Source organism: Streptomyces sp. NPDC002446 (assembly GCF_053595675.1).
Genome location: NZ_JBSFYC010000061.1, coordinates 1 through 21,082, shown reverse-complemented (window position 1 = coordinate 21,082; position 21,082 = coordinate 1). Strand labels below are relative to the sequence as shown.

The 21,082-nt window shown below is 69.5% G+C and carries 15 protein-coding genes and 1 tRNA gene; 10 read left to right on the top strand and 6 right to left on the bottom strand.

All coding sequences use genetic code 11. From position 1 onward, the window contains the following. Nucleotides 1-14: 14 nt before the first annotated feature. The 7 genes from ACWD6P_RS27960 (at nucleotide 15) to ACWD6P_RS27930 (ending at nucleotide 9,040) form a co-directional block, all read left to right on the top strand. Complete coding sequence (locus ACWD6P_RS27960) at nucleotides 15-2,300, top strand: FdhF/YdeP family oxidoreductase (RefSeq protein WP_451446929.1); 2,286 nt, start codon at nucleotides 15-17, stop codon at nucleotides 2,298-2,300. A 114-nt stretch (nucleotides 2,301-2,414) separates the two neighbouring features. Next, nucleotides 2,415-2,888: a PaaI family thioesterase gene (locus ACWD6P_RS27955; protein ID WP_451446928.1), complete on the top strand. Its 474-nt coding sequence runs from the start codon at nucleotides 2,415-2,417 to the stop codon at nucleotides 2,886-2,888. Nucleotides 2,889-3,368: 480 nt separating this feature from the next. Next, nucleotides 3,369-4,589, top strand: coding sequence for a branched-chain amino acid ABC transporter substrate-binding protein (locus ACWD6P_RS27950; protein ID WP_451446948.1), 1,221 nt, complete (start codon nucleotides 3,369-3,371; stop codon nucleotides 4,587-4,589). 126 nt (nucleotides 4,590-4,715) lie between these two features. Next, nucleotides 4,716-5,645, top strand: a complete 930-nt coding sequence (locus ACWD6P_RS27945) for a branched-chain amino acid ABC transporter permease (protein ID WP_451446927.1) — start codon at nucleotides 4,716-4,718, stop codon at nucleotides 5,643-5,645. A 5-nt stretch (nucleotides 5,646-5,650) separates the two neighbouring features. Next, nucleotides 5,651-7,468, top strand: a complete 1,818-nt coding sequence (locus tag ACWD6P_RS27940) for a branched-chain amino acid ABC transporter permease (RefSeq protein ID WP_451446926.1) — start codon at nucleotides 5,651-5,653, stop codon at nucleotides 7,466-7,468. Nucleotides 7,469-7,475: 7 nt separating this feature from the next. After that, on the top strand, nucleotides 7,476-8,327 hold the full coding sequence (locus ACWD6P_RS27935) for an ABC transporter ATP-binding protein (RefSeq protein WP_451446925.1): 852 nt from the start codon (nucleotides 7,476-7,478) through the stop codon (nucleotides 8,325-8,327). Next, nucleotides 8,324-9,040 (top strand): ABC transporter ATP-binding protein, encoded by a 717-nt coding sequence (locus ACWD6P_RS27930; protein WP_451446924.1) that lies wholly within the window; start codon nucleotides 8,324-8,326, stop codon nucleotides 9,038-9,040. The genes ACWD6P_RS27935 and ACWD6P_RS27930 overlap by 4 nt, the downstream gene beginning before the upstream one ends. Before the next feature lie 87 nt (nucleotides 9,041-9,127). Here the strand turns inward: ACWD6P_RS27930 and ACWD6P_RS27925 are convergent, their stop codons facing one another. Next, nucleotides 9,128-9,781 carry an ANTAR domain-containing response regulator gene (locus tag ACWD6P_RS27925; RefSeq protein ID WP_451446923.1) on the bottom strand — a complete coding sequence of 218 codons (654 nt, stop codon included), beginning with the start codon at nucleotides 9,779-9,781 and terminating at the stop codon, nucleotides 9,128-9,130. Between the two features lie 98 nt (nucleotides 9,782-9,879). Here ACWD6P_RS27925 and ACWD6P_RS27920 point away from each other — a divergent pair. Next, a tRNA-Leu gene (locus tag ACWD6P_RS27920) sits at nucleotides 9,880-9,952 on the top strand. Between the two features lie 110 nt (nucleotides 9,953-10,062). Then, the gene (locus ACWD6P_RS27915; RefSeq protein ID WP_451446922.1) at nucleotides 10,063-10,836 is read left to right on the top strand and encodes a transcriptional regulator; all 774 of its coding nucleotides are present in this window, start codon (nucleotides 10,063-10,065) and stop codon (nucleotides 10,834-10,836) included. 55 nt (nucleotides 10,837-10,891) lie between these two features. Here the strand turns inward: ACWD6P_RS27915 and pyk are convergent, their stop codons facing one another. Together pyk and ACWD6P_RS27905 are read right to left on the bottom strand one after the other, a co-directional pair. Next, nucleotides 10,892-12,328 (bottom strand): pyruvate kinase, encoded by a 1,437-nt coding sequence (gene pyk / locus ACWD6P_RS27910; protein WP_451446921.1) that lies wholly within the window; start codon nucleotides 12,326-12,328, stop codon nucleotides 10,892-10,894. Nucleotides 12,329-12,474: 146 nt separating this feature from the next. Continuing rightward, nucleotides 12,475-13,227, bottom strand: coding sequence for an SIMPL domain-containing protein (locus ACWD6P_RS27905; RefSeq protein ID WP_451446920.1), 753 nt, complete (start codon nucleotides 13,225-13,227; stop codon nucleotides 12,475-12,477). A 163-nt stretch (nucleotides 13,228-13,390) separates the two neighbouring features. Between ACWD6P_RS27905 and ACWD6P_RS27900 the strand changes: the two genes are divergently transcribed. Beyond that, nucleotides 13,391-15,211 carry a bifunctional metallophosphatase/5'-nucleotidase gene (locus ACWD6P_RS27900; protein ID WP_451446919.1) on the top strand — a complete coding sequence of 607 codons (1,821 nt, stop codon included), beginning with the start codon at nucleotides 13,391-13,393 and terminating at the stop codon, nucleotides 15,209-15,211. Between the two features lie 57 nt (nucleotides 15,212-15,268). On the opposite strand, the gene ACWD6P_RS27895 is transcribed toward ACWD6P_RS27900, so the two are convergent. The 3 genes from ACWD6P_RS27895 to pepN all read right to left on the bottom strand — a co-directional run bounded on the left by ACWD6P_RS27895 (nucleotide 15,269) and on the right by pepN (nucleotide 20,844). Beyond that, nucleotides 15,269-16,696 carry a lysine N(6)-hydroxylase/L-ornithine N(5)-oxygenase family protein gene (locus tag ACWD6P_RS27895; protein ID WP_451446918.1) on the bottom strand — a complete coding sequence of 476 codons (1,428 nt, stop codon included), beginning with the start codon at nucleotides 16,694-16,696 and terminating at the stop codon, nucleotides 15,269-15,271. After that, entirely contained in the window at nucleotides 16,693-18,108 is a 1,416-nt protein-coding gene (locus ACWD6P_RS27890; protein ID WP_451446917.1) for a pyridoxal phosphate-dependent decarboxylase family protein, read from the bottom strand. Before ACWD6P_RS27890 ends, ACWD6P_RS27895 begins: the two co-directional genes overlap by 4 nt. Nucleotides 18,109-18,309: 201 nt before the next feature. Next, on the bottom strand, nucleotides 18,310-20,844 hold the full coding sequence (pepN, locus tag ACWD6P_RS27885) for an aminopeptidase N (protein WP_451446916.1): 2,535 nt from the start codon (nucleotides 20,842-20,844) through the stop codon (nucleotides 18,310-18,312). Nucleotides 20,845-21,082 lie beyond the last annotated feature (238 nt).

Genomic DNA, 21,082 nt, shown 5'->3' with positions numbered 1-21,082 from the left:
CGAGGGAGAGCGCCATGGCAGGCAAGCCGCCCGCGTCGGACCCCATCCAGGACGCGCCCCAGGTCAGCGCACCCCAGCACTCCGCCGTCGGACTGCCGGCCATCACCCACGCCCTGCGGATCTCCCAGCAGCAGATGGGCGTGCGCCGTACCGCCCTGACCCTGCTGCGCGTCAACCAGCCCGACGGCTTCGACTGCCCCGGCTGCGCCTGGCCCGAACCCGACAAGCCGCACACCGCCGAATTCTGCGAGAACGGCGCCAAGGCCGTCGCCGAAGAGGCCACCGTGCGCCGCGTCACCCCGGACTTCTTCGCCGCGCACCCCGTCGCCGACCTCGCCACCCGCAGCGGCTACTGGCTCGGCCAGCAGGGCCGCCTCACCCACCCCATGTACCTGGCCGAGGGCGCCGACCACTACGTCCCCGTCCCCTGGGAGCGGGCCTTCGACATCATCGGCGACGAACTGACCGCCCTCGGCTCCCCCGACGAGGCCGTCTTCTACACCTCGGGCCGCACCAGCAACGAGGCCGCCTTCCTCTACCAGCTCTTCGCCCGCGAATTCGGCACCAACAACCTCCCCGACTGCTCCAACATGTGCCACGAGTCGTCCGGCTCCGCGCTGACGGAGACCATCGGCATCGGCAAGGGCAGCGTCCTGCTGGAGGACCTCTACCAGGCCGACCTGATCATCATCGCCGGCCAGAACCCCGGCACCAACCACCCCCGGATGCTCACCGCCCTGGAGAAGGCCAAGGCCGGCGGCACAAAGATCATCTCGATCAACCCGCTGCCCGAAGCCGGACTGGAGCGCTTCAAGAACCCGCAGACCCCGCGCGGCCTGGCCGGCGGCGGCACCGCCCTGACCGACCTCTTCCTCCAGGTGCGCCTCGGCGGCGACCAGGCGCTCTTCCGCGCCCTCAACCGCCTCGTCCTCGCCACCGACGGCGCCGTCGACGAGGACTTCATCCGCGAACACACCCACGGCTTTGAGGAGTTCGCGCAGCTGGCGCGGGCCGACGACGACTGGGACGAGACGCTGCGCGCCACCGGCCTGACCCGCCGGGAGATCGAGAGCGCGCTGGAGATGGTCCTCGCCTCGAAGCGCACGATCGTGTGCTGGGCGATGGGCCTGACCCAGCACAAGCACTCCGTCCCCACCATCCAGGAGGTCGTCAACTTCCTTCTGCTGCGCGGCAACATCGGCCGCCCCGGAGCCGGCGTCTGCCCCGTACGCGGCCACAGCAACGTCCAGGGCGACCGCACCATGGGCATCTTCGAACGGCCCGCGCCCGCCTTCCTCGACTCCCTGGAGAAGGAGTTCGGCTTCGCGCCTCCCAGGGAACACGGCCTGGACGTCGTCCGCGCCATCCGCGCGCTGCGCGACGGCGAGGCCAAGGTCTTCTTCGCGATGGGCGGCAACTTCGTCGCCGCGACCCCCGACACGGACGTCACCGAGGCCGCGATGCGCCGCGCCCGGCTGACCGTCCACGTCTCCACCAAGCTCAACCGCTCGCACGCGATCACCGGCGCCCGCGCACTGATCCTGCCGACGCTGGGACGCACCGAACGCGACGTCCAAGGCGGCGGCGAGCAGTTCGTGACCGTCGAGGACTCCATGGGCATGGTGCACGCCTCCCGCGGCCGCCTGGAGCCCGCGAGCCCGCACCTGCTGTCCGAGACCGCCATCGTCGCCCGCCTGGCCCGCCGCGTCCTCGGCGCGGACAGCCGCACCCCGTGGGAGGAGTTCGCGCAGGACTACGCCACGATCCGCGACCGCATCGCCCGTGTCATCCCGGGCTTCGAGGACTTCAACACCAAGGTCGCGCGCCCCGGAGGCTTCGCCCTGCCGCACGCCCCCAGGGACAGCCGCACCTTCCCCACCGCCACCGGGAAGGCCAACTTCACCGCCGCGCCGGTCACTTACCCCACCGTCCCCGAAGGGCGGCTGCTGCTGCAGACGCTGCGCTCCCACGACCAGTACAACACCACCATCTACGGCCTCGACGACCGCTACCGCGGCATCAAGAACGGCCGCCGCGTGGTGCTCCTCCACCCCGACGACGCCCGCGAGCGGGGCCTGGCCGACGGGGACTACACCGACCTCGTCAGCGAGTGGACCGACGGCAGCGAGCGGCGCGCGCCCGGTTTCCGCGTCGTGCACTACCCGACGGCCCGCGGCTGCGCGGCCGCCTACTACCCCGAGACCAATGTCCTCATCCCGCTCGACCACACCGCCGACACCAGCAACACCCCCGCGGCCAAGTCCGTGGTGATCCGCCTGGAGAAGTCCCACCGGAACTGACCGCCACCAGGCCGGCGGCGGGAACCCCACCCCGCGCTGAGCGCCCGCTCAGGGGCCTGATAGGAACAGCAGCGGATCGACGACGATCACGGGCGAGCGAACGGAGCCGTAGGCATGGGTGAGCAGGGCACCACGAAGTTTCCGCAGCAGATCCTCGACCAGTGGGCGGGCCTCGGCCTCGACCTGCCCGCCCTGTTCTCCGCCGGACACCTCGGCGAGCGGATGAGCGTCCAGGTCACCGAGGCGGCACCGGAGCGCGTCGTCGGCACCATGCCCGTCGAGGGCAACACCCAGCCCTACGGGCTGCTGCACGGCGGCGCCTCCGCCGTCCTGGCCGAAACCCTCGGCTCCGTCGGCGCGATGCTGCACGGCGGCCCCACCAAGATCGCCGTCGGCGTCGACCTCAACTGCACCCACCACCGCGGGGTCCGCTCCGGCCTGGTCACCGGCGTCGCCACCCCCGTACACCGCGGCCGCTCCACCACCAGCTACGAGATCGTCATCACCGACGAACACGGCAAGCGGGTCTGCACCGCCCGCCTGACCTGCATGCTGCGCGACGCCGACCCCGACGCCTACCGCAGCTGACCGGAACCGGACGGCATACCGCCGCCCACCACCACGGCCCCGCCCCGCCTCCGGGTGCGGGGCCGTACGCATGTCCGTAACGCTACGTAACAAACGTGCAATCCCGCCCCAACCCACGCACCGGGCCACCCATCCGCCGCGGCACCACCACACGCACCGCATCCGATAAGCGGACGCCACCCGCGCGCCACCCGGCCCAACCACCCGTGGAAGTGCGAGTTCGTCCTCCGCACCGCGTTCGCTCCCAGGTGTAAGGACCATAACCACAAAACACTCATCGCCGGTCATAACAAGAGCGTCACATCCTGGTCAGCCCCTGCCGACGCGACGAACACCGCTCTAGAGTCACCGCCAGTCACCGCGCTGCCGGAGCCGCTGTGAGCACGGACACCCCTGTACCACGTACAGCCCGGCGCGCGAATCGGCCAAGCGACAGCCATGGCCGCGCCAGGGAAAGGACTGATCGTGCGTCACCGTTCCTTGCTCATCCTCACCACCGCAGTCACCACCGGCGCCCTCACGCTCTCCGCGTGCGGGTCGCGCGGTGACGACAAGAGCGGCGACGGCTCCAAGACAACCGTCGTCATCGGCCTCGACGCCCCGACCACCGGCGAGCTCTCCGCCCTCGGCCTGGGCATCCGCAACTCCGCCCAGCTCGCCGTCGACAACGCCAACAAAGCCGGCGAGGTCAAGGGCGTCACCTTCAAACTCGAAGCCCTCGACGACAAGGCCCTGCCCAACGTCGGCCAGCAGAACACCACCAAGCTCGCCGGCGACGAGGACGTCCTCGGCATCGTCGGCCCGCTCAACTCCGGCGTCGCCCAGTCCATGCAGCAGGTCTCCAAGCAGAACAACCTCACCCTGATATCCCCGGCGAACACCACGCCCGACCTCACCCAGGGCCCCGACTGGCGCAAGGACAAGCGCGCCCGCCAGTTCCCCACGTACTTCCGCACCGCCACCACCGACGAGGTGCAGGGCGCGTTCGACGGCCAGTACGCCTGGGAGAAGGTGAAGGCCAAGAAGGCCTACATCATCGACGACCAGAAGACCTACGGCGTCGGCCTGGCCTCCTCCTTCAAGGACCAGTTCACCAAGCTCGGCGGCAAGATCGTCGGCACCGAACACGTCAGCCCCGACGACCGCGACTTCAAGGCCGTCGTCTCCAAGGTCAAGTCCGCCAAGCCCGACCTGGTCTTCTACGGCGGCGAATACCCCGCCTCCGGCCCCCTCAGCCAGCAGCTCAAGGACGGCGGCGTCACCGCACCCCTCATGGGCGGCGACGGCATGTACAGCGCCGACTACATCAAGCTCAACAAGAAGGCCCAGGGCGACTACGCCTCCTCCGTCGGCAAGCCCGTCGAAGAACTCCCCTCCGCCAAGAAGTTCATCGCCGACTACAAGGCAGCCGGCTTCAAGGAGGCCTACGAGGCCTACGGCGGCTCCACCTACGACGCCACCTGGGCCGTCATCCAGGCCGTGAAGAAGGTCGTCGAGGACAACAAGGGCACCCTCCCCGACGACGCCCGCAAGAAGGTCGTCGACGCCATGAACACCGTCAGCTTCGACGGCGTCACCGGCAAGGTCGCCTTCGACAAATACGGCGACACCACCAACACCATGATCACCGCCTACCAGGTCGACAAGGGCAAGTGGGCCTCCCGCTTCAGCGCCGAATTCAAGAAATTCGACAAGAGCTGACCCAACGGACACCCGCACCACGACGACCCGGGCCGCGCCAGGACGCCACGCACCACCCTGGCGCGGCCCGTGGCACACCGGGCCACCCCGGACACCCCCAACTCCCACACAAGTGGAGGCCCTGCGGTGAGCGAACTGCCGCAACAGCTGGCCAACGGACTCATCCTCGGCGCGATGTACGGACTCATCGCGATCGGCTACACGATGGTCTACGGAATCGTCCAGCTCATCAACTTCGCCCACGGCGAGATCTTCATGGTCGGCGGCTTCGGAGCGCTCAGCGTCTACCTCGCCCTCCCCGCCGGCACCTCACTCGCCCTCGCCCTGCCGATCATGCTCCTCGGCGGCATCGCCGTATCCGTCCTCGTCGGCATAGCAGCCGAACGGTTCGCCTACCGGCCCCTGCGCGGCGCACCCCGCCTCGCCCCCCTCATCACCGCCATCGGCCTGTCCATCGCCCTCCAGCAAGCCATCTGGAAGTGGTACCCCGACGGCAAACAAGCCCGCGTCTTCCCCCAGTTCAAGGGCCACGCCTTCGACATCCTGGGCGCCACCGTCCAGCGCGGCGACATCTTCGTCCTCATCGCCGCCCCCGCCTGCATGATCGCCCTCGGCTTCTTCGTCGCCAAAACCCGCAGCGGCCGCGCCATGCAGGCCACCGCCCAGGACCCCGACACCGCCAAGCTCATGGGCATCAACACCGACCGCATCATCGTCCTCGCCTTCGCCATCGGCGCCGCCTTCGCCGGCGTCGCCGCCGTCGCCTACGGACTGCGCACCGGCGAGGTCCAATTCCGCATGGGCTTCATCATGGGCCTCAAGGCCTTCACCGCCGCCGTCCTCGGCGGCATCGGCAACATCTACGGCGCCATGCTCGGCGGCGTCGTCCTCGGCATCGCCGAAGCCCTCGCCACCGCCTACATCGAAGCCATCCCCGGCATGCAGCAATTCGGCGGCGGAGCCTGGAAGGACGTCTGGGCCTTCGTCCTCCTCATCCTCGTACTCCTCCTGCGGCCACAAGGCCTGCTGGGCGAACGCGTCGCGGATCGGGCGTGATACCGATGACCACAGACCTCACCAAGACCACCGCACCCGACACCCCGCGCACCCCGGGCGTACTCCCGCTCCCCGAACGCCCCGCCCGCATCACCACCGCGGCGGCCGCCCTCACCACCGCCCTCACCACCAGCCTCGCCTGGACCTGGAGCAACGACTTCCCCGGCGAACTCACCTACTACGGATCCCCCGCCGGCCTCCAGATCCTCACCCTCGTCGGCGGCCTCCTCACCCTCCTCCTCACCACGGCAGGACTCGGCATCCGCGGCCTCCAATGGCTCACCCCCGGCGGCCGCAACGCCCCCGTCCTCCTCGCCGCCCTCGCCACCTTCGCCGCCACCTGGTTCACCCTCATCGCCATCGCCGTCCAGCTGGGCGGCCTCGTCAACCTCGAACCCGGCGGCTTCCTCGCCGGCGCCGCCTCCCTCGCCACCCTCCTCGCCGCCCTCGGCCTCCCCGCCGACCACACCCCGGACACACCTCCCCAAGGCGCCTGGCAACGCTTCACCACAGCCCTCACCGCCACCCCCGTACGGCGCCCCACCCGCGAACTCCCCGCCTGGGCCCAGATCCTCATCATCGCCGCGGCCTTCGGCACCGGACTCCTCGCCTTCACCTACGGCATCGACACCGACGACGGCGCCCCCTTCGTCGGCTACCTGATCTTCATGGTGATCGCCATTCCCGCCCTCAACCGGGCAGGACTCATCAAACGGCTCACCGAACTCACCCACGCGCATCGCGGCCCGGCCCTCTGCGCCGCCTTCATCGCCGCCGCCAGCTTCCCCCTCACCCAGGACACCGACCAGTACACGATCATCGGGGCCAACATCCTGATCTTCGCCACCGTCGCCCTGGGCCTCAACGTCGTCGTCGGCCTCGCCGGCCTCCTCGACCTCGGATACGTCGCCTTCCTCGGCGTCGGCGCCTACGCCGCCGCCCTCGTCTCCGGCTCCCCCGAATCCGCCCTCGGCCTCCACTTCCCCTTCTGGGCCGCCCTCCTCACCGGCGCCGCCGCCTCCCTCGTCTTCGGCGTCCTCATCGGCGCCCCCACCCTCCGGCTACGCGGCGACTACCTCGCCATCGTCACCCTCGGCTTCGGCGAGATCTTCCGCATCGCCATGCTGAACCTCAACGGCACCACCGGCCCCGACGTCACCAACGGCGCCATGGGCATCCCCAACATCCCCAACCTCGAAATCTTCGGCTTCAACTTCGGCGAACCCCACGACATCCTCGGCATCCCCATCGCCACCTACGGCAACTACTACCTGCTGATGATCCTCGTGACCGCCTTCGTCGTCCTCGTCTTCCGCCGCGCCGCAGCCTCCCGCATCGGCCGCGCCTGGATAGCCATCCGCGAAGACGAAACCGCCGCCATCGCCATGGGCATCAACAGCTTCCGACTCCGCCTCCTCGCCTTCGCCCTCGGCGCCGCCCTCGCCGGACTCGCCGGCACCGTCCACGCACACGTCGTCACCACAGCCACACCCGAGCAGTTCCAGTTCGCCGGACCCCAGCCCCCCAACTCCGCCTTCCTCCTCGCCGCCGTCATCCTCGGCGGCATGGGCACCCTCAGCGGACCCCTCGTCGGCGCCGCACTGCTCTTCCTCATCCCGGCCAAGCTCGACTTCCTCCAGGACTACCAGCTGCTCCTCTTCGGCATCGCCCTCGTCCTGCTGATGCGCTTCCGCCCCGAAGGCCTCATCGCCGACCGCAGGAAGCAGCTCGAATTCCACGAGACCGGCCAGCTCGACGTGCCCGATCAACAGCGCCTGCCCGACGCAGACGCGACCATCGGCGTCACCAAGGCAAAGGCGTGACGACACCATGACCACACCCACCACCACCGCCACCGTCCTCGAAGCATCCGGCGTCACCATGCGCTTCGGCGGCCTCACCGCCGTACGGGGCGTCGACCTCACCGTCAACAGCGGCGAAATCGTCGGCCTCATCGGCCCCAACGGCGCCGGCAAAACCACCTTCTTCAACTGCCTCACCGGCCTCTACACCCCCACCGAAGGCACCGTCAGCTACCGAGGCACCCGCCTCTCCCGCAAACCCCACCTCGTCACCCAAGCCGGCATCGCCCGCACCTTCCAGAACATCCGCCTCTTCGCCAACATGACCGTCCTGGAAAACGTCCTCGTAGGCCGTCACACACGAACCAAAGAAGGCCTCTGGTCAGCACTCCTCCGAGGCCCCGGCTTCAAAAAGGCCGAACTCGGCAGCGAAGAACGCGCCATGGAACTCCTCGAATTCACCGGACTCGCCCACAAACGCGACCACCTCGCCCGCAACCTCCCCTACGGCGAACAACGCAAGCTCGAAATCGCCCGCGCCCTCGCCAGCGAACCCGGACTCCTCCTCCTCGACGAACCCACCGCGGGAATGAACCCCCAGGAAACCCGCGCCACCCAGGACCTCGTCCTCGCCATCCGCGCCCAAGGCACCGCCGTACTCGTCATCGAGCACGACATGCGCTTCATCTTCAACCTCTGCGACCGCGTCGCCGTCCTCGTCCAAGGCCAGAAACTCATCGAAGGCACCTCGGACATCGTCCAGGCCGACGACCGCGTCATCGCCGCCTACCTCGGAGAACCCGTGGAACCGGCCACCACCAGCGACACCGCGAAGCCGGACCACCGACCGGCCGGGGAACAGAGCGGAGACACCCCATGACCGCACTGCTCGAAGTCAAGGACCTCCGCGTCGCCTACGGCAAGATCGAAGCCGTCAAAGGCATCTCGTTCTCCGTCGAAGCAGGCCAGGCCGTCACCCTCATCGGCACCAACGGCGCCGGCAAAACCACCACCCTGCGCACCCTCTCCGGCCTCCTCAAGCCCCTCGCCGGCACCATCACCTTCGACGGAAAGCCCCTCAACGGCGTCCCCGCCCACAAAATCGTCGAACGCGGCCTCGCCCACTCCCCCGAAGGCCGCCGCCTCTTCCCCCGCCTGACCATCGCCGAGAACCTCCAGCTCGGCGCCTTCCTCCGCAAGGATCCCGCCGGCATCGACGCCGACATCCAGCGCGTCTACGACCTCTTCCCCATCCTCGGCGAACGCCGCAGACAAGCCTCCGGCACCCTCTCCGGGGGCGAACAGCAAATGCTCGCCATGGGCCGCGCCCTGATGTCCCGGCCCAAACTCCTCATGCTCGACGAACCTTCCATGGGCCTCTCGCCGATCATGATGCAGAAAATCATGGAGACCATCCGCGAACTCCGCGCCCAGGGCACCACCATCCTCCTCGTGGAACAGAACGCCCAAGCCGCCCTCTCCCTCGCCGACCACGCCCACGTCATGGAAATCGGCCGGATCGCCCTCTCCGGAACCGGCGAATCCCTCCTCCACGACGAATCCGTCCGCAAGGCCTACCTCGGCGAGGACTGAAACACCCGAACAACCCGCCCACACAAAGCGGCCCCGCACCGATCACCACCGGTACGGGGCCGCTCACACGCACAGCGCGGACAGGCTCTAGTCCTTCTTCTGCTGCTTCTTCTCCTCGGCGTCCTCGATGACCGCCTCGGCCACCTGCTGCATCGACAGCCGGCGATCCATCGACGTCTTCTGGATCCACCGGAACGCGGCCGGCTCCGTCAGCCCGTACTGCGTCTGCAGAATGCTCTTCGCCCGGTCCACCAGCTTCCGGGTCTCCAGCCGCTGCGTGAGGTCCGCGACCTCCTTCTCCAGCGTCTTCAGCTCCGTGAACCGGCTCACCGCCATCTCGATCGCCGGCACGACATCGCTCTTGGAGAACGGCTTCACCAGATACGCCATCGCACCCGCGTCCCGCGCCCGCTCCACCAGCTCACGCTGCGAGAACGCGGTCAGCATCAGCACCGGCGCGATGCTCTCCTCGGCGATCTTCTCGGCCGCCGAGATACCGTCCAGAACCGGCATCTTCACGTCCAGAATCACCAGATCGGGGCGGTGCTCCCGGGCCAGCTCCACAGCGGTCTGCCCGTCTCCGGCCTCGCCGACGACGGTGTAGCCCTCCTCCTCCAGCATCTCTTTGAGGTCGAGACGGATGAGGGCCTCGTCCTCGGCGATCACGACGCGCGTGGTCAGCGGCGGGACGTGCGACTGATCGTCTTCGGCGACGGGCTGCTCGGGCTCGGCGGCGCTCACGGGACTCCTCGTTCCAGGCAGGTGGTGCCCCATGAGCCTACCTATCTCCTGTATGTTTGATGCACGGCGGGTCTCCGTTGACCTTCATATCGAAGGATGCCCCGGTAGCCCAGAGGCAGAGGCGATGGTCTCAAACACCATATAGCGTGGGTTCGAATCCCACCCGGGGCACTTGATCTTCAAATCGAAGGCTTCACGCGCGGTTGGCGATCTTCACTCGACCTGGTGAACATTCCTTCGATTCGGCCCAATGCGACAGCGGCCGCATCACGCTCGCATGTATGTACGACATTGCAGCGCGTGAACGCGCCCTGGCTCTCGTTGCCCAAGGACGCAGCCTCAACTCCGTCAGCAAGCAGACCGGAATATCCCGGTACGCAATCCGCTCATGGCAGACCCGCATCGAGCCGATTTCGCGCGCAACGGAATGTCCTCGCTGCGAACGAGTACCGCGACCGCCTGCCGCAGCCGCCCCCTACGCGTACCTGCTCGGCCTCTACCTAGGTGACGGCTGTATCAGCAGACAGCCGAGAGGACGCGGGTACGCGCTCCGCATCGCCTGCGCGGACGCCTGGCCCGGGCTCATCGTGGCGTGTCGCGAGGCGATAAAGGCGGTCCGCCCCATGAACAGCGTGGGCATCATCCAGCGCGAAGGCTGCGTCATGGTGACGAGCTACAGCCATCACTGGCCGTGCCTCTTCCCCCAGCACGGCCCCGGCAAGAAGCACCAGCGGCGGATCGCCCTGGAGCCATGGCAGCAGCAGATCGTGGACGCCCACCCCTGGGATTTCCTCCGCGGACTGATCCACTCCGACGGCTGCCGGATCACCAACTGGACGACGCGCTTAGTCGGCGGGGAGCGCAAGCGCTACGAATACCCCCGGTACTTCTTCACCAACATGTCCGCCGACATCCTGCGGCTCTACACGGACGCCCTCGACAAGGTCGGCGTCGAATGGAAGCCCGCGCGGCAGTCCCGTAAAGCGGAGAACATCTCCGTCGCCCGGCGCGCCTCCGTAGCCCTCATGGACCAACACATCGGGCCGAAGTACTGACAGGGACGGCAGTCAGTTCCTCGGCCCAGCGGGTTCAAGTGTGGTGCGGGTGGGGCTACTTCGGGGAGTCGTCCTCGCCGATGTGGTGGACGCGGACGAGGTTGGTGGAGCCGGGGACGCCGGGCGGGGAGCCGGCGGTGATGATGACGATGTCGCCCTTCTGACAGCGGCCGAGCTTCAGCAGCTGCTCGTCGACCTGGGCGACCATCTCGTCCGTGGAGTTGACGGTCGGGCCGAGGAAGGTCTCCACGCCCCAGCTGACGTTGAGCTGGGAGCGGGTGGCCGGGTCGGGGGTGAAGGCCAGGAGGGGGATCGGCGAGCGGTAGCGGGAGAGGCGGCGGACGGTGTCGCCGGACTGGGTGAAGGCGACGAGGAACTTGGCGCCGAGGAAGTCGCCCATGTCGGCGGCGGCGCGGGCGACGGCGCCGCCCTGGGTGCGGGGCTTGTTGGCCTCGTTGAGCGGCGGGAGGCCCTTGGCGAGGAGGTCTTCCTCGGCGGCTTCGACGATGCGGCTCATCGTCTTGACCGTTTCGGTGGGGTACTTTCCGACGCTGGTCTCACCCGAGAGCATGACGGCGTCGGTGCCGTCGATGACGGCGTTGGCGACGTCGGAGGCCTCGGCGCGGGTGGGCCGGGAGTTGTCGATCATCGAGTCGAGCATCTGGGTGGCGACGATGACCGGCTTGGCGTTGCGCTTGGCGAGTTTGATGGCGCGCTTCTGGACGATCGGGACGGTTTCGAGGGGCATTTCGACGCCGAGGTCGCCGCGGGCGACCATGATGCCGTCGAAGGCGGCCACGATGTCGTCGATGTTGTCGACGGCCTGGGGCTTTTCGACCTTGGCGATGACGGGGAGGAAGCGGCCCTCTTCGCGCATGATGCGGTGGACGTCTTCGATGTCGCGGCCGCTGCGGACGAAGGAAAGGGCGATGATGTCGGCGCCGTAGCGCAGGGCCCAGCGGAGGTCGTCCTGGTCCTTCTCGGAGAGGGCGGGGACGGAGACGGCGACGCCGGGGAGGTTGAGGCCCTTGTGGTCGGAGACCATGCCGCCTTCGATGACCTTGGTGTGGACGCGGGGTCCTTCGACGCCGGTGACTTCCAGGGTCACCTTGCCGTCGTCGACGAGGATGCGTTCGCCGGTGGTGACGTCGTCGGCGAGGCCGTGGTAGGTGGTGCCGCAGAGGTGGCGGTCGCCTTCGGTGGACGGTTCGACGGTGATGGTGAACTCGTCGTCGCGTTCGAGAAGTACGGGTCCTTCCCGGAATCGGCCGAGGCGGATCTTCGGACCTTGAAGGTCGGCGAGGATTCCGACGCTGCGGCGGGTTTCTTCGGATGCTTTGCGGACCCGGTCGAATCGCGCCTCGTGGTCGGCGTAGGTGCCATGGCTGAGGTTGAAGCGGGCGATGTCCATTCCGGCCTCGACGAGGGCCTTGATCTGCTCGTACGAGTCGGTGGCGGGTCCCAGAGTGCAGACGATCTTTGCTCGGCGCATGTCTTCGACTCTATGACCTACCCGGCGGTAGGGAACTGTGAAGAAGTGACTGCTCAACGAGCGCTGGGTGAAAGGCTGTTGACAAGTATTGGAATGGGCGCGGAGGCGCTCCTATGAGCGGAAATTCGCCTTCGCGCCGGGTGGTCTCACAGTGCGGGACGGGTCATCGTAAAGCGCGCGTTGACGTTGGCGTAGACGGTCTGGCGCTGGGGTTCGAGGTCGAGGGCCGGGGCGGCTTCCTGGACGGAGGCGCCGCCGTAGCCGGCGTAGGAACGCATGGCGGAGGCGGCGGGGGCGGTGTTCTCTGCGCCGAGGTCGGCGATCTCGACGATGGCGTCGAGGCGGGCGCCGAGGGCTTCGGCGTATTCGCGGGCGCGCTGGACGGCTTCGCGTACGGCTTGGGTGCGGGCGTCGCGGTGGGCGGGTGAGTCGTGGCGCAGGGCCCACCAGGGGCCGTCGACGCGGGTGAGGTCGAGGTCGGCGAGGCGGGTGGTGAGTTCGCCGAGGGTGGTGAAGTCGTTGAGGGTGGCGGTGTGGGTGACGCGTCCGTGGTAGGCGCGGATGCGTTCGTGGCGGCCTTTGTCGGTGAGTTGCGGGGTGAGGCTGAAGGAGCCGGTTTCGAGTCTTTCGATGGCGTCGCCGTAGCTCTTGATGAGGGTGAGGGCGGCTTCGTTGCGCTGGGTGAGGTCGGTGAGGGCGGCTGTGCGGTCGGTGCCGCGGGCGCTGATGGTGACGGTGATGCGGGCGATTTCGGGGTCGACTTCGAGGCGGGCTTCGCCGCGTACGGCGAGTCGGGGGGTGTCGGGGGTGCCGTAGGGCAGGGCGGTGGGGGTGGTTGTGGCGGGGGTGGTGTCGATGGGGGTGTCTTCGATGGGGGCGTCGTGGCTCGGGTCGGTCATGGGGGGCTCCTCGGGGTGCGGGTGGCCGAAGGGTCGCATATCGCGGCGGGGTGGGGTGGGAGTTCCGGCGGGTGGATGTGAGGGGTGTTGCGGGTGGGGTGGCTGCGCCAGAATCTACGCGCGTTGTCCGTGTCCGTGAGGCTGTTCGTCCAAGGGAGTTGGCATGTCGCTCGACCGTAGGAAGTTCGTGGGGGGTTCCGTGGTGACGGGGGCGGGGGTGGCGCTCGCGGGGGCGGCGGGTGCGCCGTCGGCACAGGCGGCGGAGCTGCGGCAGCGGGACGGTGACGGTCATGGTGGCCGTCCGGAGCGGTACGCCTTCACCGTCATGGGCACCACGGATCTGCACGGCAATGTCTTCAACTGGGACTATGCCGCGGACGCCGAGTTCGACGATGCGGCGCACAACGATGTGGGGCTGGCGAAGATCTCGACGCTGGTGTCTGATGTGCGGCGGGAGAAGGGCCGGCGCAATACGCTGCTGATCGATGCCGGTGACACGATTCAGGGCACGCAACTGGCGTATTACTACGCGAAGGTGGATCCGATCACGGATCCGCGGGGTCCGGTGCATCCGATGGCGCGGGCGATGAACGCGATCGGCTATGACGCGGCGGCGCTGGGGAATCGCGAGTTCAATTACGGCATTCCGGTGCTGCGGAAGTTCGAGGAGAGCTGTGATTTTCCGCTGCTGGGGGCGAATGCGGTGGATGCGACGTCGCTGCGGCCGGCATTCCGTCCCTATGTGATGAAGCGGTTGCGGACGCCGCGAGGGCGGGATGTGCGGGTGGCGGTGCTGGGTCTGACGAATCCGGGGATCGCGCTGTGGGACAGGGCGCATGTGCAGGGGAAGCTGGCGTTTCCGGGCCTGGTGGAGCAGGCGGCGAAATGGGTGCCGAAGCTGCGGTCGATGGGCGCGGATGTGGTGTTCGTGGCGGCGCATTCGGGGATGAGCGGGACGTCGTCGTACGGGGATCAGTTGCCGTATGTGGAGAATGCGGCGGTGTTGGTGGCGGAGCAGGTTCCGGGGATCGATGCGATCTTGGTGGGGCATGCGCATGTGGAGGTCGCCGAGCGGCGGGTGCGGAACAAGGAGACGGGCCGGGAGGTGGTGCTCTCGGAGCCGTTGAAGTGGGGGCAGCGGCTGACGCTTTTCGATGTGGCGGTGGAGTGGCGTCGGGGGCGCTGGGTGGTGGGGTCGGTGGGCTCGCGGGTCTTGAATTCGAATGCGGTGGCGGAGGATGCGCGGATCACGGGATTGCTGCGGGCGGAGCATCGGAAGGTCGTGGCGTATGTGAACCGGGTGATCGGCCGGTCGAAGGCGGAGATGACGGCGGCCGAGGCGCCGGTGAAGGACACTCCGATACTGGATTTCATCGCTTTCGTCCAGGCGGAGGTGGTGCGCAAGGCGTTGGCGGGGACGGAGTACGCGTCTTTGCCGGTGGTGTCGCAGGCGTCGTGTTTCTCGCGTACGGCGCGGGTGCCGGAGGGGGATGTGACGATCCGGTCGATGGCGGCGCTGTATCCGTTCGACAACACGCTGGAGGCGCGGGTGCTGACGGGTGCGCAGCTGCGTGAGTATCTGGAGTTCTCGGCGCGGTATTACGTGCGGACGGCGGCCGGTGGTCCGGTGGATCCGGAAAAGATCACGAATGCGGACGGCATTCCGGATTACAACTATGACGCGGTGAGTGGCGTGTCGTACGAGATCGATATCGCGAAGCCGGCGGGCGGGCGGATCGGGAAGCTGATGTTCGGCGGGAAGCCGGTGGAGGACGCGGCGCGGTTTGTGCTGGCGGTGAACAATTACCGGGCGAGTGGCGGTGGCAATTTCCCGCATGTGGCGGCGGCGCAGCAGGTGTGGTCGACGTCGGACGAGATCCGGAACGTGATTATCGGGTGGGTCCGGGAGGCGAAGGTGATCGATGGGTCGCAGTTCTCTTCGGTGGACTGGAAGTTGACGCGGGACGGGGTGCCGGTGTTCTGAGGCCGGTCGGCGGTCCGGGGGCGGCGGCGGTGCCCGGCGGGGCATCGCCGCCGTGGGTCAGTGGCGTGGGACGAGGGTGGAGCCCTGGCGGGGCACGGGGCCTGGTGGAGAGGTGGTGGGCTGCGGGAGGCCGAAGGTGGTGAAGGCGGTGCGGGTGGGGAGGGGGTAGGGGGTGGTGTCGGTGAGGGAGTTGAGGATGGTGGCGCTGCGCCAGGCGGCGAGGCCGAGGTCGGGGGTGCCGACGCCGTGGGTGTGGGTTTCGGCGTTCTGGACGTAGAGGGAGCCGGTGACGGAGGGGTCGAGGACGAGGCGGTGGTGTGCGTCGACGCGGGGGCGTTCGCTGGCGTCGCGGCGTAGGTAGGGGTCGAGGGCGGCGAGGAGGGTGTCCATGCGGCGTTCGCGGTAGCCGGTGGCGAGGACGACGGCGTCGGTGGTGAGGCGGGAGCGGGTGCCTTGCTGGGTGTGGTCGAGGTGGAGTTCGACTTTGGTGGTGCCGACGCGGCCGGCGGTGCGTACGGAGACGCCGGGGGTGAGGGTGGCGTCGGGCCAGCCGCCGTCGAGGGTGCGGCGGTAGAGCTCGTCGTGGATGGCGGCGAGGGTGTCGTGGTCGATGCCTTTGTGGAGCTGCCATTGGCCGGGGACGAGGTCGTCGCGGACGCGTTCGGGGAGGGCGTGGAAGTAGCGGGTGTAGTCGGGGGTGAAGTGTTCGAGGCCGAGTTTGCTGTATTCCATGGGGGCGAAGGCGGGGGTGCGGGCGAGCCAGTGGATGCCTTCGCGGCCGGTGGGGCGGGCGCGGAGCTGGTCGAGGAAGATTTCGGCGCCTGACTGGCCGGCGCCGATGACGGTGATGTGGTCGGCGGCGAGCAGGCGTTCGCGGTGGTCGAGGTAGTCGGCGGAGTGGATGACGGGGACGGCGGGGGCGTCGGCGAGGGGGCGGAGCGGGACGGGGATGTGGGGGGTGGTGCCGATGCCGAGGACGAGGTTGCGGGCGTAGGTGCGGCCGAGGGCCTGGGCTTCGCCTTCGGTGTCGAGTTGGGTGAAGTCGACTTCGAAGGCTTCGTGTTCGGGGTTCCAGCGGACGGCGTCGATCTGGTGGCCGAAGTGGAGGCCGGGGAGGTTTTCGCTGACCCAGCGGCAGTAGGCGTCGTATTCGGCGCGGTGGATGTGGAAGCGCTCGGCGAAGTAGAAGGGGAAGAGGCGTTCGCGGGTCTTGAGGTAGTTGAGGAAGGTCCAGGGGCTGGCGGGGTCGGCGAGGGTGACGAGGTCGGCGAGGAAAGGGACTTGGAGGGTGGCGCCGTCGATGAGGAGGCCGGGGTGCCAGTGGAAGTCGGGGCGCTGGTCGTAGAAGGCGGTGCGCAGGGTGAGGGGGTGGGCGAGGGCGGCGAGGGAGAGGTTGAAGGGGCCGATGCCGATGCCGGCGAGGTCGAGGGGTTCGTCGGGGCTCGCGGTGGGGGTGGCGAGGGGGGTTTCGGGGGCGGTGGTCATCGGGGGATGTGGCCTTCCACGAGTTTGAGGAGGGTGGTGAGGTCTCCGGGTTGGGTGTGGGGGTTGAGGAGGGTGGCCTTGAGCCAGAGGCCGCTGGGGGTGGTGGCGCGGCCGAGGACGGCTTGTCCGTCGGTGAGGAGGGTGCGGCGGATGGTGGCGAGGGTGGTGTCGTCGGCGCCGGTGGGGCGGAAGAGGACGGTGGTGAGGGTGGGGCGGGAGTGGAGTTCGTAGCGGGGGTGGTCGTCGATGAGGTCGGCGAGGGTCTGGGCGGCGGCGAGGGTGCGGTCGACGAGTTCGCCGAGGCCGTGGCGGCCGAGGGCTTTGAGGGTGACGGCGATCTTGAGGATGTCGGGGCGGCGGGTGGTGCGCAGTGAGCGGCTGAGGAGGTCGGGGAGGCCGGCTTCGGTGTCGTCGTCGGCGTTGAGGTAGTCGGCCTGGTGGGTGAGGGGGGCGAGGGTGGCGGGGTCGGGGACGGCGAGGAGGCCGGCGGCGACCGGTTGCCAGCCGAGTTTGTGCAGGTCGAGGGCGACGGTGTGGGCGCGGTCGAGGCCTTCGAGGGCGGTGCGGTGGGTGTCGCTGAAGAGGAGGGGGCCGCCGTAGGCGGCGTCGATGTGGAGGCGGGCGCCGTGGTGGGCGGCGATGTCGGCGAGGGCGGGGAGGGGGTCGATGGCGCCGGAGTCGGTGGTGCCTGCGGTGGCGGTGAGGAGGACCGGGCCGGTGTGTCCGGTGAGGCTGGCGAGGCAGGTGTGGACGATGTCGGGGGTGAGGATGCCGTCGGGGGTGGGGAGGGTGACGGGTTCGGGGAGGCCGAGGAGCCAGGCGGAGCGGTGGATGGAGTGGTGGGCGTTGGCGCCGCAGACGATCTGGAGGGGGCCGGTCGCGGAGGGGTCGGGGGCGGCGGCTTCGCGGGCGAGGAGGATGCCGAGCTGGTTGGATTCGGTGCCGCCGGTGGTGACCAGGGCGTCGGGGCCGGTGGCCCGCGGGTAGACGAGCGCGGCGAGGGCGCGGCTGGTGAGGGCTTCGAGTGCGGAGGCGGCGGGGGCCTGGTCCCAGGAGTCCATCGAGGGGTTGAGGGCGCCGGCGGCGAGGTCCGCGGCGGTGGCGAGGGCCAGCGGCGGGCAGTGCAGATGGGCGGCGCAGTGGGGGTCGGCGGGGTCGGCGGCGCCGGCGGCGAGGGTGTGGACGAGGGTGCGCAGGGCGGCGTGCGGTCCTGTGCCGTGTTCGGGGAGCAGGGGGTGGCAGGCGTCGTGTACGGCGCGGGCGACGGCGTCGGGGCCGCCGGGCGGGAGCGGTCCTGCGCGGTCCTCGGCGCCGGTGGTGAGGGCGTCGAGGACGGTGTCGAGGAGGGGGCGCAGTGCGCGGGGGCCGTTGGTGCCGCCTGCGAGGGCGGTGCCGGCAGGGGGCACGGGCATCGGGGCGCTCTTCTGTCGGGGGTGCGGGCTGTGCCGGGGAGGCCGTCCGCATGGACAGCCGTTAGGCGGCCCTAAGTTACTTTCCCCGTACGCTGCGTATCCACTGGTCGCAGTCATACCACCCGAAAGTGGTACGGGTGTACCGCAGGTGTTCGGGTGCCGCCGCCTGCCGGTCCGGCGGCACCCGTGGTGCCGTGCGCGCTACCCGGCGGCGGCCGCCGTCCGGACCTTCAACGCCCGCCGCAGATCGTCGAGTTGGTCGATGAGCTTGCGGCGGAGGGCGGGAGTGGGGTCGCCGTCGGCGAGGCAGGCTTCGCCGAGGCGGAGGGTGTCCTCGTCGATGAAGGCGGCGGGGAAGGCGTAGCGGCCGGCGGCTTCGGCGACGGCCGGGCCGCGGGCGGCGGCGAGGGCGGGGACGCCGGTGAAGTAGCGGGCGACGTAGGGGCGGAGCAGGTCGTGGTGCTCGGGTGCCCAGAAGCCGGTGGCGGTGGCGGTGAAGAGGTAGTTGGACAGGGCGGTGGGCTCGTCGGTGGTGAACAGGGCGTCCCAGGCGGCTTGTTTGGCGGCCGGGTCGGGGAGGGCGGCGCGGCAGCGGGCGGCGCCTTCGCGGCCGGTGGCGCTGGGGTCGCGGGCGAGTTCGGCGTCGATGAGCTCGGGGGTGGCGGCGCCGAGGGTGGCGAGCCGGCCGAGGATGCGCCAGCGCAGTTCGGGGTCGAGGTGCGGGCCGCCGGGGACGCTGCCGTCGTCGAGCCAGTCCTGGATGCCTTCGGGGGTGGTGGCGCTGTCGATGTAGGTGCGTACGGCGGTGAGCCGCAGTCCGTTGGTGGTGCCGTTCTCGGGGCCTTCGGTGCGGCGGAGTATCTCGCGGCTGAGGGCGGTGAGGGTGGCCAGGGCGGTGTGGCGCTCCGGGAGGGGGAGGTAGCGGTCGGCGATCTGGGTGCGGGCGAAGGCGAGGACGCCCTGGATGATGGCGAGGTCGGTTTCGTGCGGGAGGTGGGCGCGGGCGGCGTCGAGGTAGGCGGTGGGCGGCAGTTCGCCGTCGCGGACCATGTCGCGGGCGGCGTTCCATACGACGGAGCGGGTCAGCGGGTCGGGGAGCCCGGACAGGGCGTCGAGGGCGGTGTCCCAGGAGCGGGGGTCGAGGCGGACCTTGGCGTAGGTGAGGTCCTGGTCGTTGAGGAGGAGCAGGGCGGGGCGGCCGCCGGTGGCGGTGTGGTCGCCGTCGTGGGGCAGGTCCCAGGACAGGGGGGTGCGGGGGACGAGGCGGCCGGGGGTGTGCGGGTCGCGGTCGTAGAGGCCGACGGTGAGGTGGTGGGGGCGGGTGCCGTCCTGGCTTCCGGTGTGGTCGACGGCCAGGCTCCAGTGGCCGTCGCGGCCTTCGTGGACGACGGGGGTGAGGGTGTCGACTCCGGTCGTGCGCAGCCAGCGTGCGGCCCAGGCGTGCACATCGCGGTCGGTGGCGCGGGCGAGGGAGTCGATGAAGTCGGCGAGGGTGGCGTTGCCGAAGCGGTGCCGGGCGAAGTGGTCGTTGATGCCGGTGAGGAAGTCCTTGTTGCCCATCCAGGCGACGAGCTGGCGCAGGGCGGAGGCGCCCTTGGCGTAGGAGATGCCGTCGAAGTTGAGGAGGGCGGAGGCGGTGTCGGGGACGTCCTCGGGGGCGGGGGCGACGGGGTGGGTGGAGGGGCGCTGGTCGGCGTCGTAGCCCCAGCCCTTGCGGGCGACGGCGAAGTCGGTCCAGGTGTCGGTGAAGCGGGTGGCCTCGGCGAGGACCTGGTAGCCCATGTACTCGGCGAAGGACTCGTTGAGCCAGATGTCGTCCCACCACTGGAGGGTGACCAGGTCGCCGAACCACATGTGGGCCATTTCGTGGGAGATGACCATGCCGCGGGTCTGGCGTTCGGTGTCGGTGACGGCGGAGCGGTAGACGAATTCGTCGCGGAAGGTGACCAGGCCCGGGTTCTCCATGGCGCCGGAGTTGAACTCGGGGACGAAGGCCTGGTCGTAGGAGTCGAAGGGGTAGGGCTCGTCGAAGATCTCGTGGTAGCGGTCGAAGCAGCGGCGGGTGATGTCGAGGAGTTCCTCGGCGTCGGCGTCCAGGTGGGGCGCGAGGGAGCGGCGGCAGTGGATGCCGAAGGGCAGTCCGGCGTGTTCGGTGCGTACGGAGTGCCAGGGGCCGGCGGCGACGGCGACGAGGTAGGTGGAGATCAGGGGGGTGGGGGCGGCCTTCCAGCGGCCCTCCCCCACGTGCTCGGTGATGCCGTTGGCGAGGACGCTCCAGCCGTCGGGGGCGGTGACGGTCAGCTCGAAGACGGCTTTGAGGTCGGGCTGGTCGAAGGCGGCGAAGACGCGCTGGACGTCGTCGAGGAACAGCTGGGTGTAGGTGTAGGTCTCGCCGTCGGCGGGGTCGGTGAAGCGGTGCATGCCTTCGCCGGTGCGGGAGTAGCGCATGGTGGCGTCCAGGCGCAGTTCGTGGTCGCCGGGGGCCAGGCCGGTGAGCGGGAGGCGGTTGCCGTCGAGGGCCGCGGGGTCGAGGGGGTGGCCGTCGAGGGTGGCGGAGTGCAGCTCGGCGGGCTTGAGCTCGACGAAGGTGTCGCCGGCGGCCTTGGCGGTGAAGTGGATGACCGTACTGGAGCCGAAGCGTTCCTCACCTTGGGTGAGGTCGAGTTCGACGGTGTAGCGGTGGACGTCGATGAGTCGGGCTCGGGTCTGCGCCTCGTCGCGCTGCAGTGCGGTCATGGGGCCATGCTGCCGTACGGCCGGTGGGGGGTGCACGGGGGTTTGGCGGGGCTCCGTCCTGGCTGAGGCCTGGTGTCTCGACGCGGTCGCTGGGGGCTTGTGTTCTGCGGGGTTCGTCGGTGCGGCGGGCTGGGGGCTTGTGCCTTGCGGGGTTCGTCGGTGGGGCGGGCCGGAGGGGCCGTACGGGGGTCCGTCCTCGGCGCGGGCGCTTCTGGTACGAGCGGAAGTCACCCCGGCG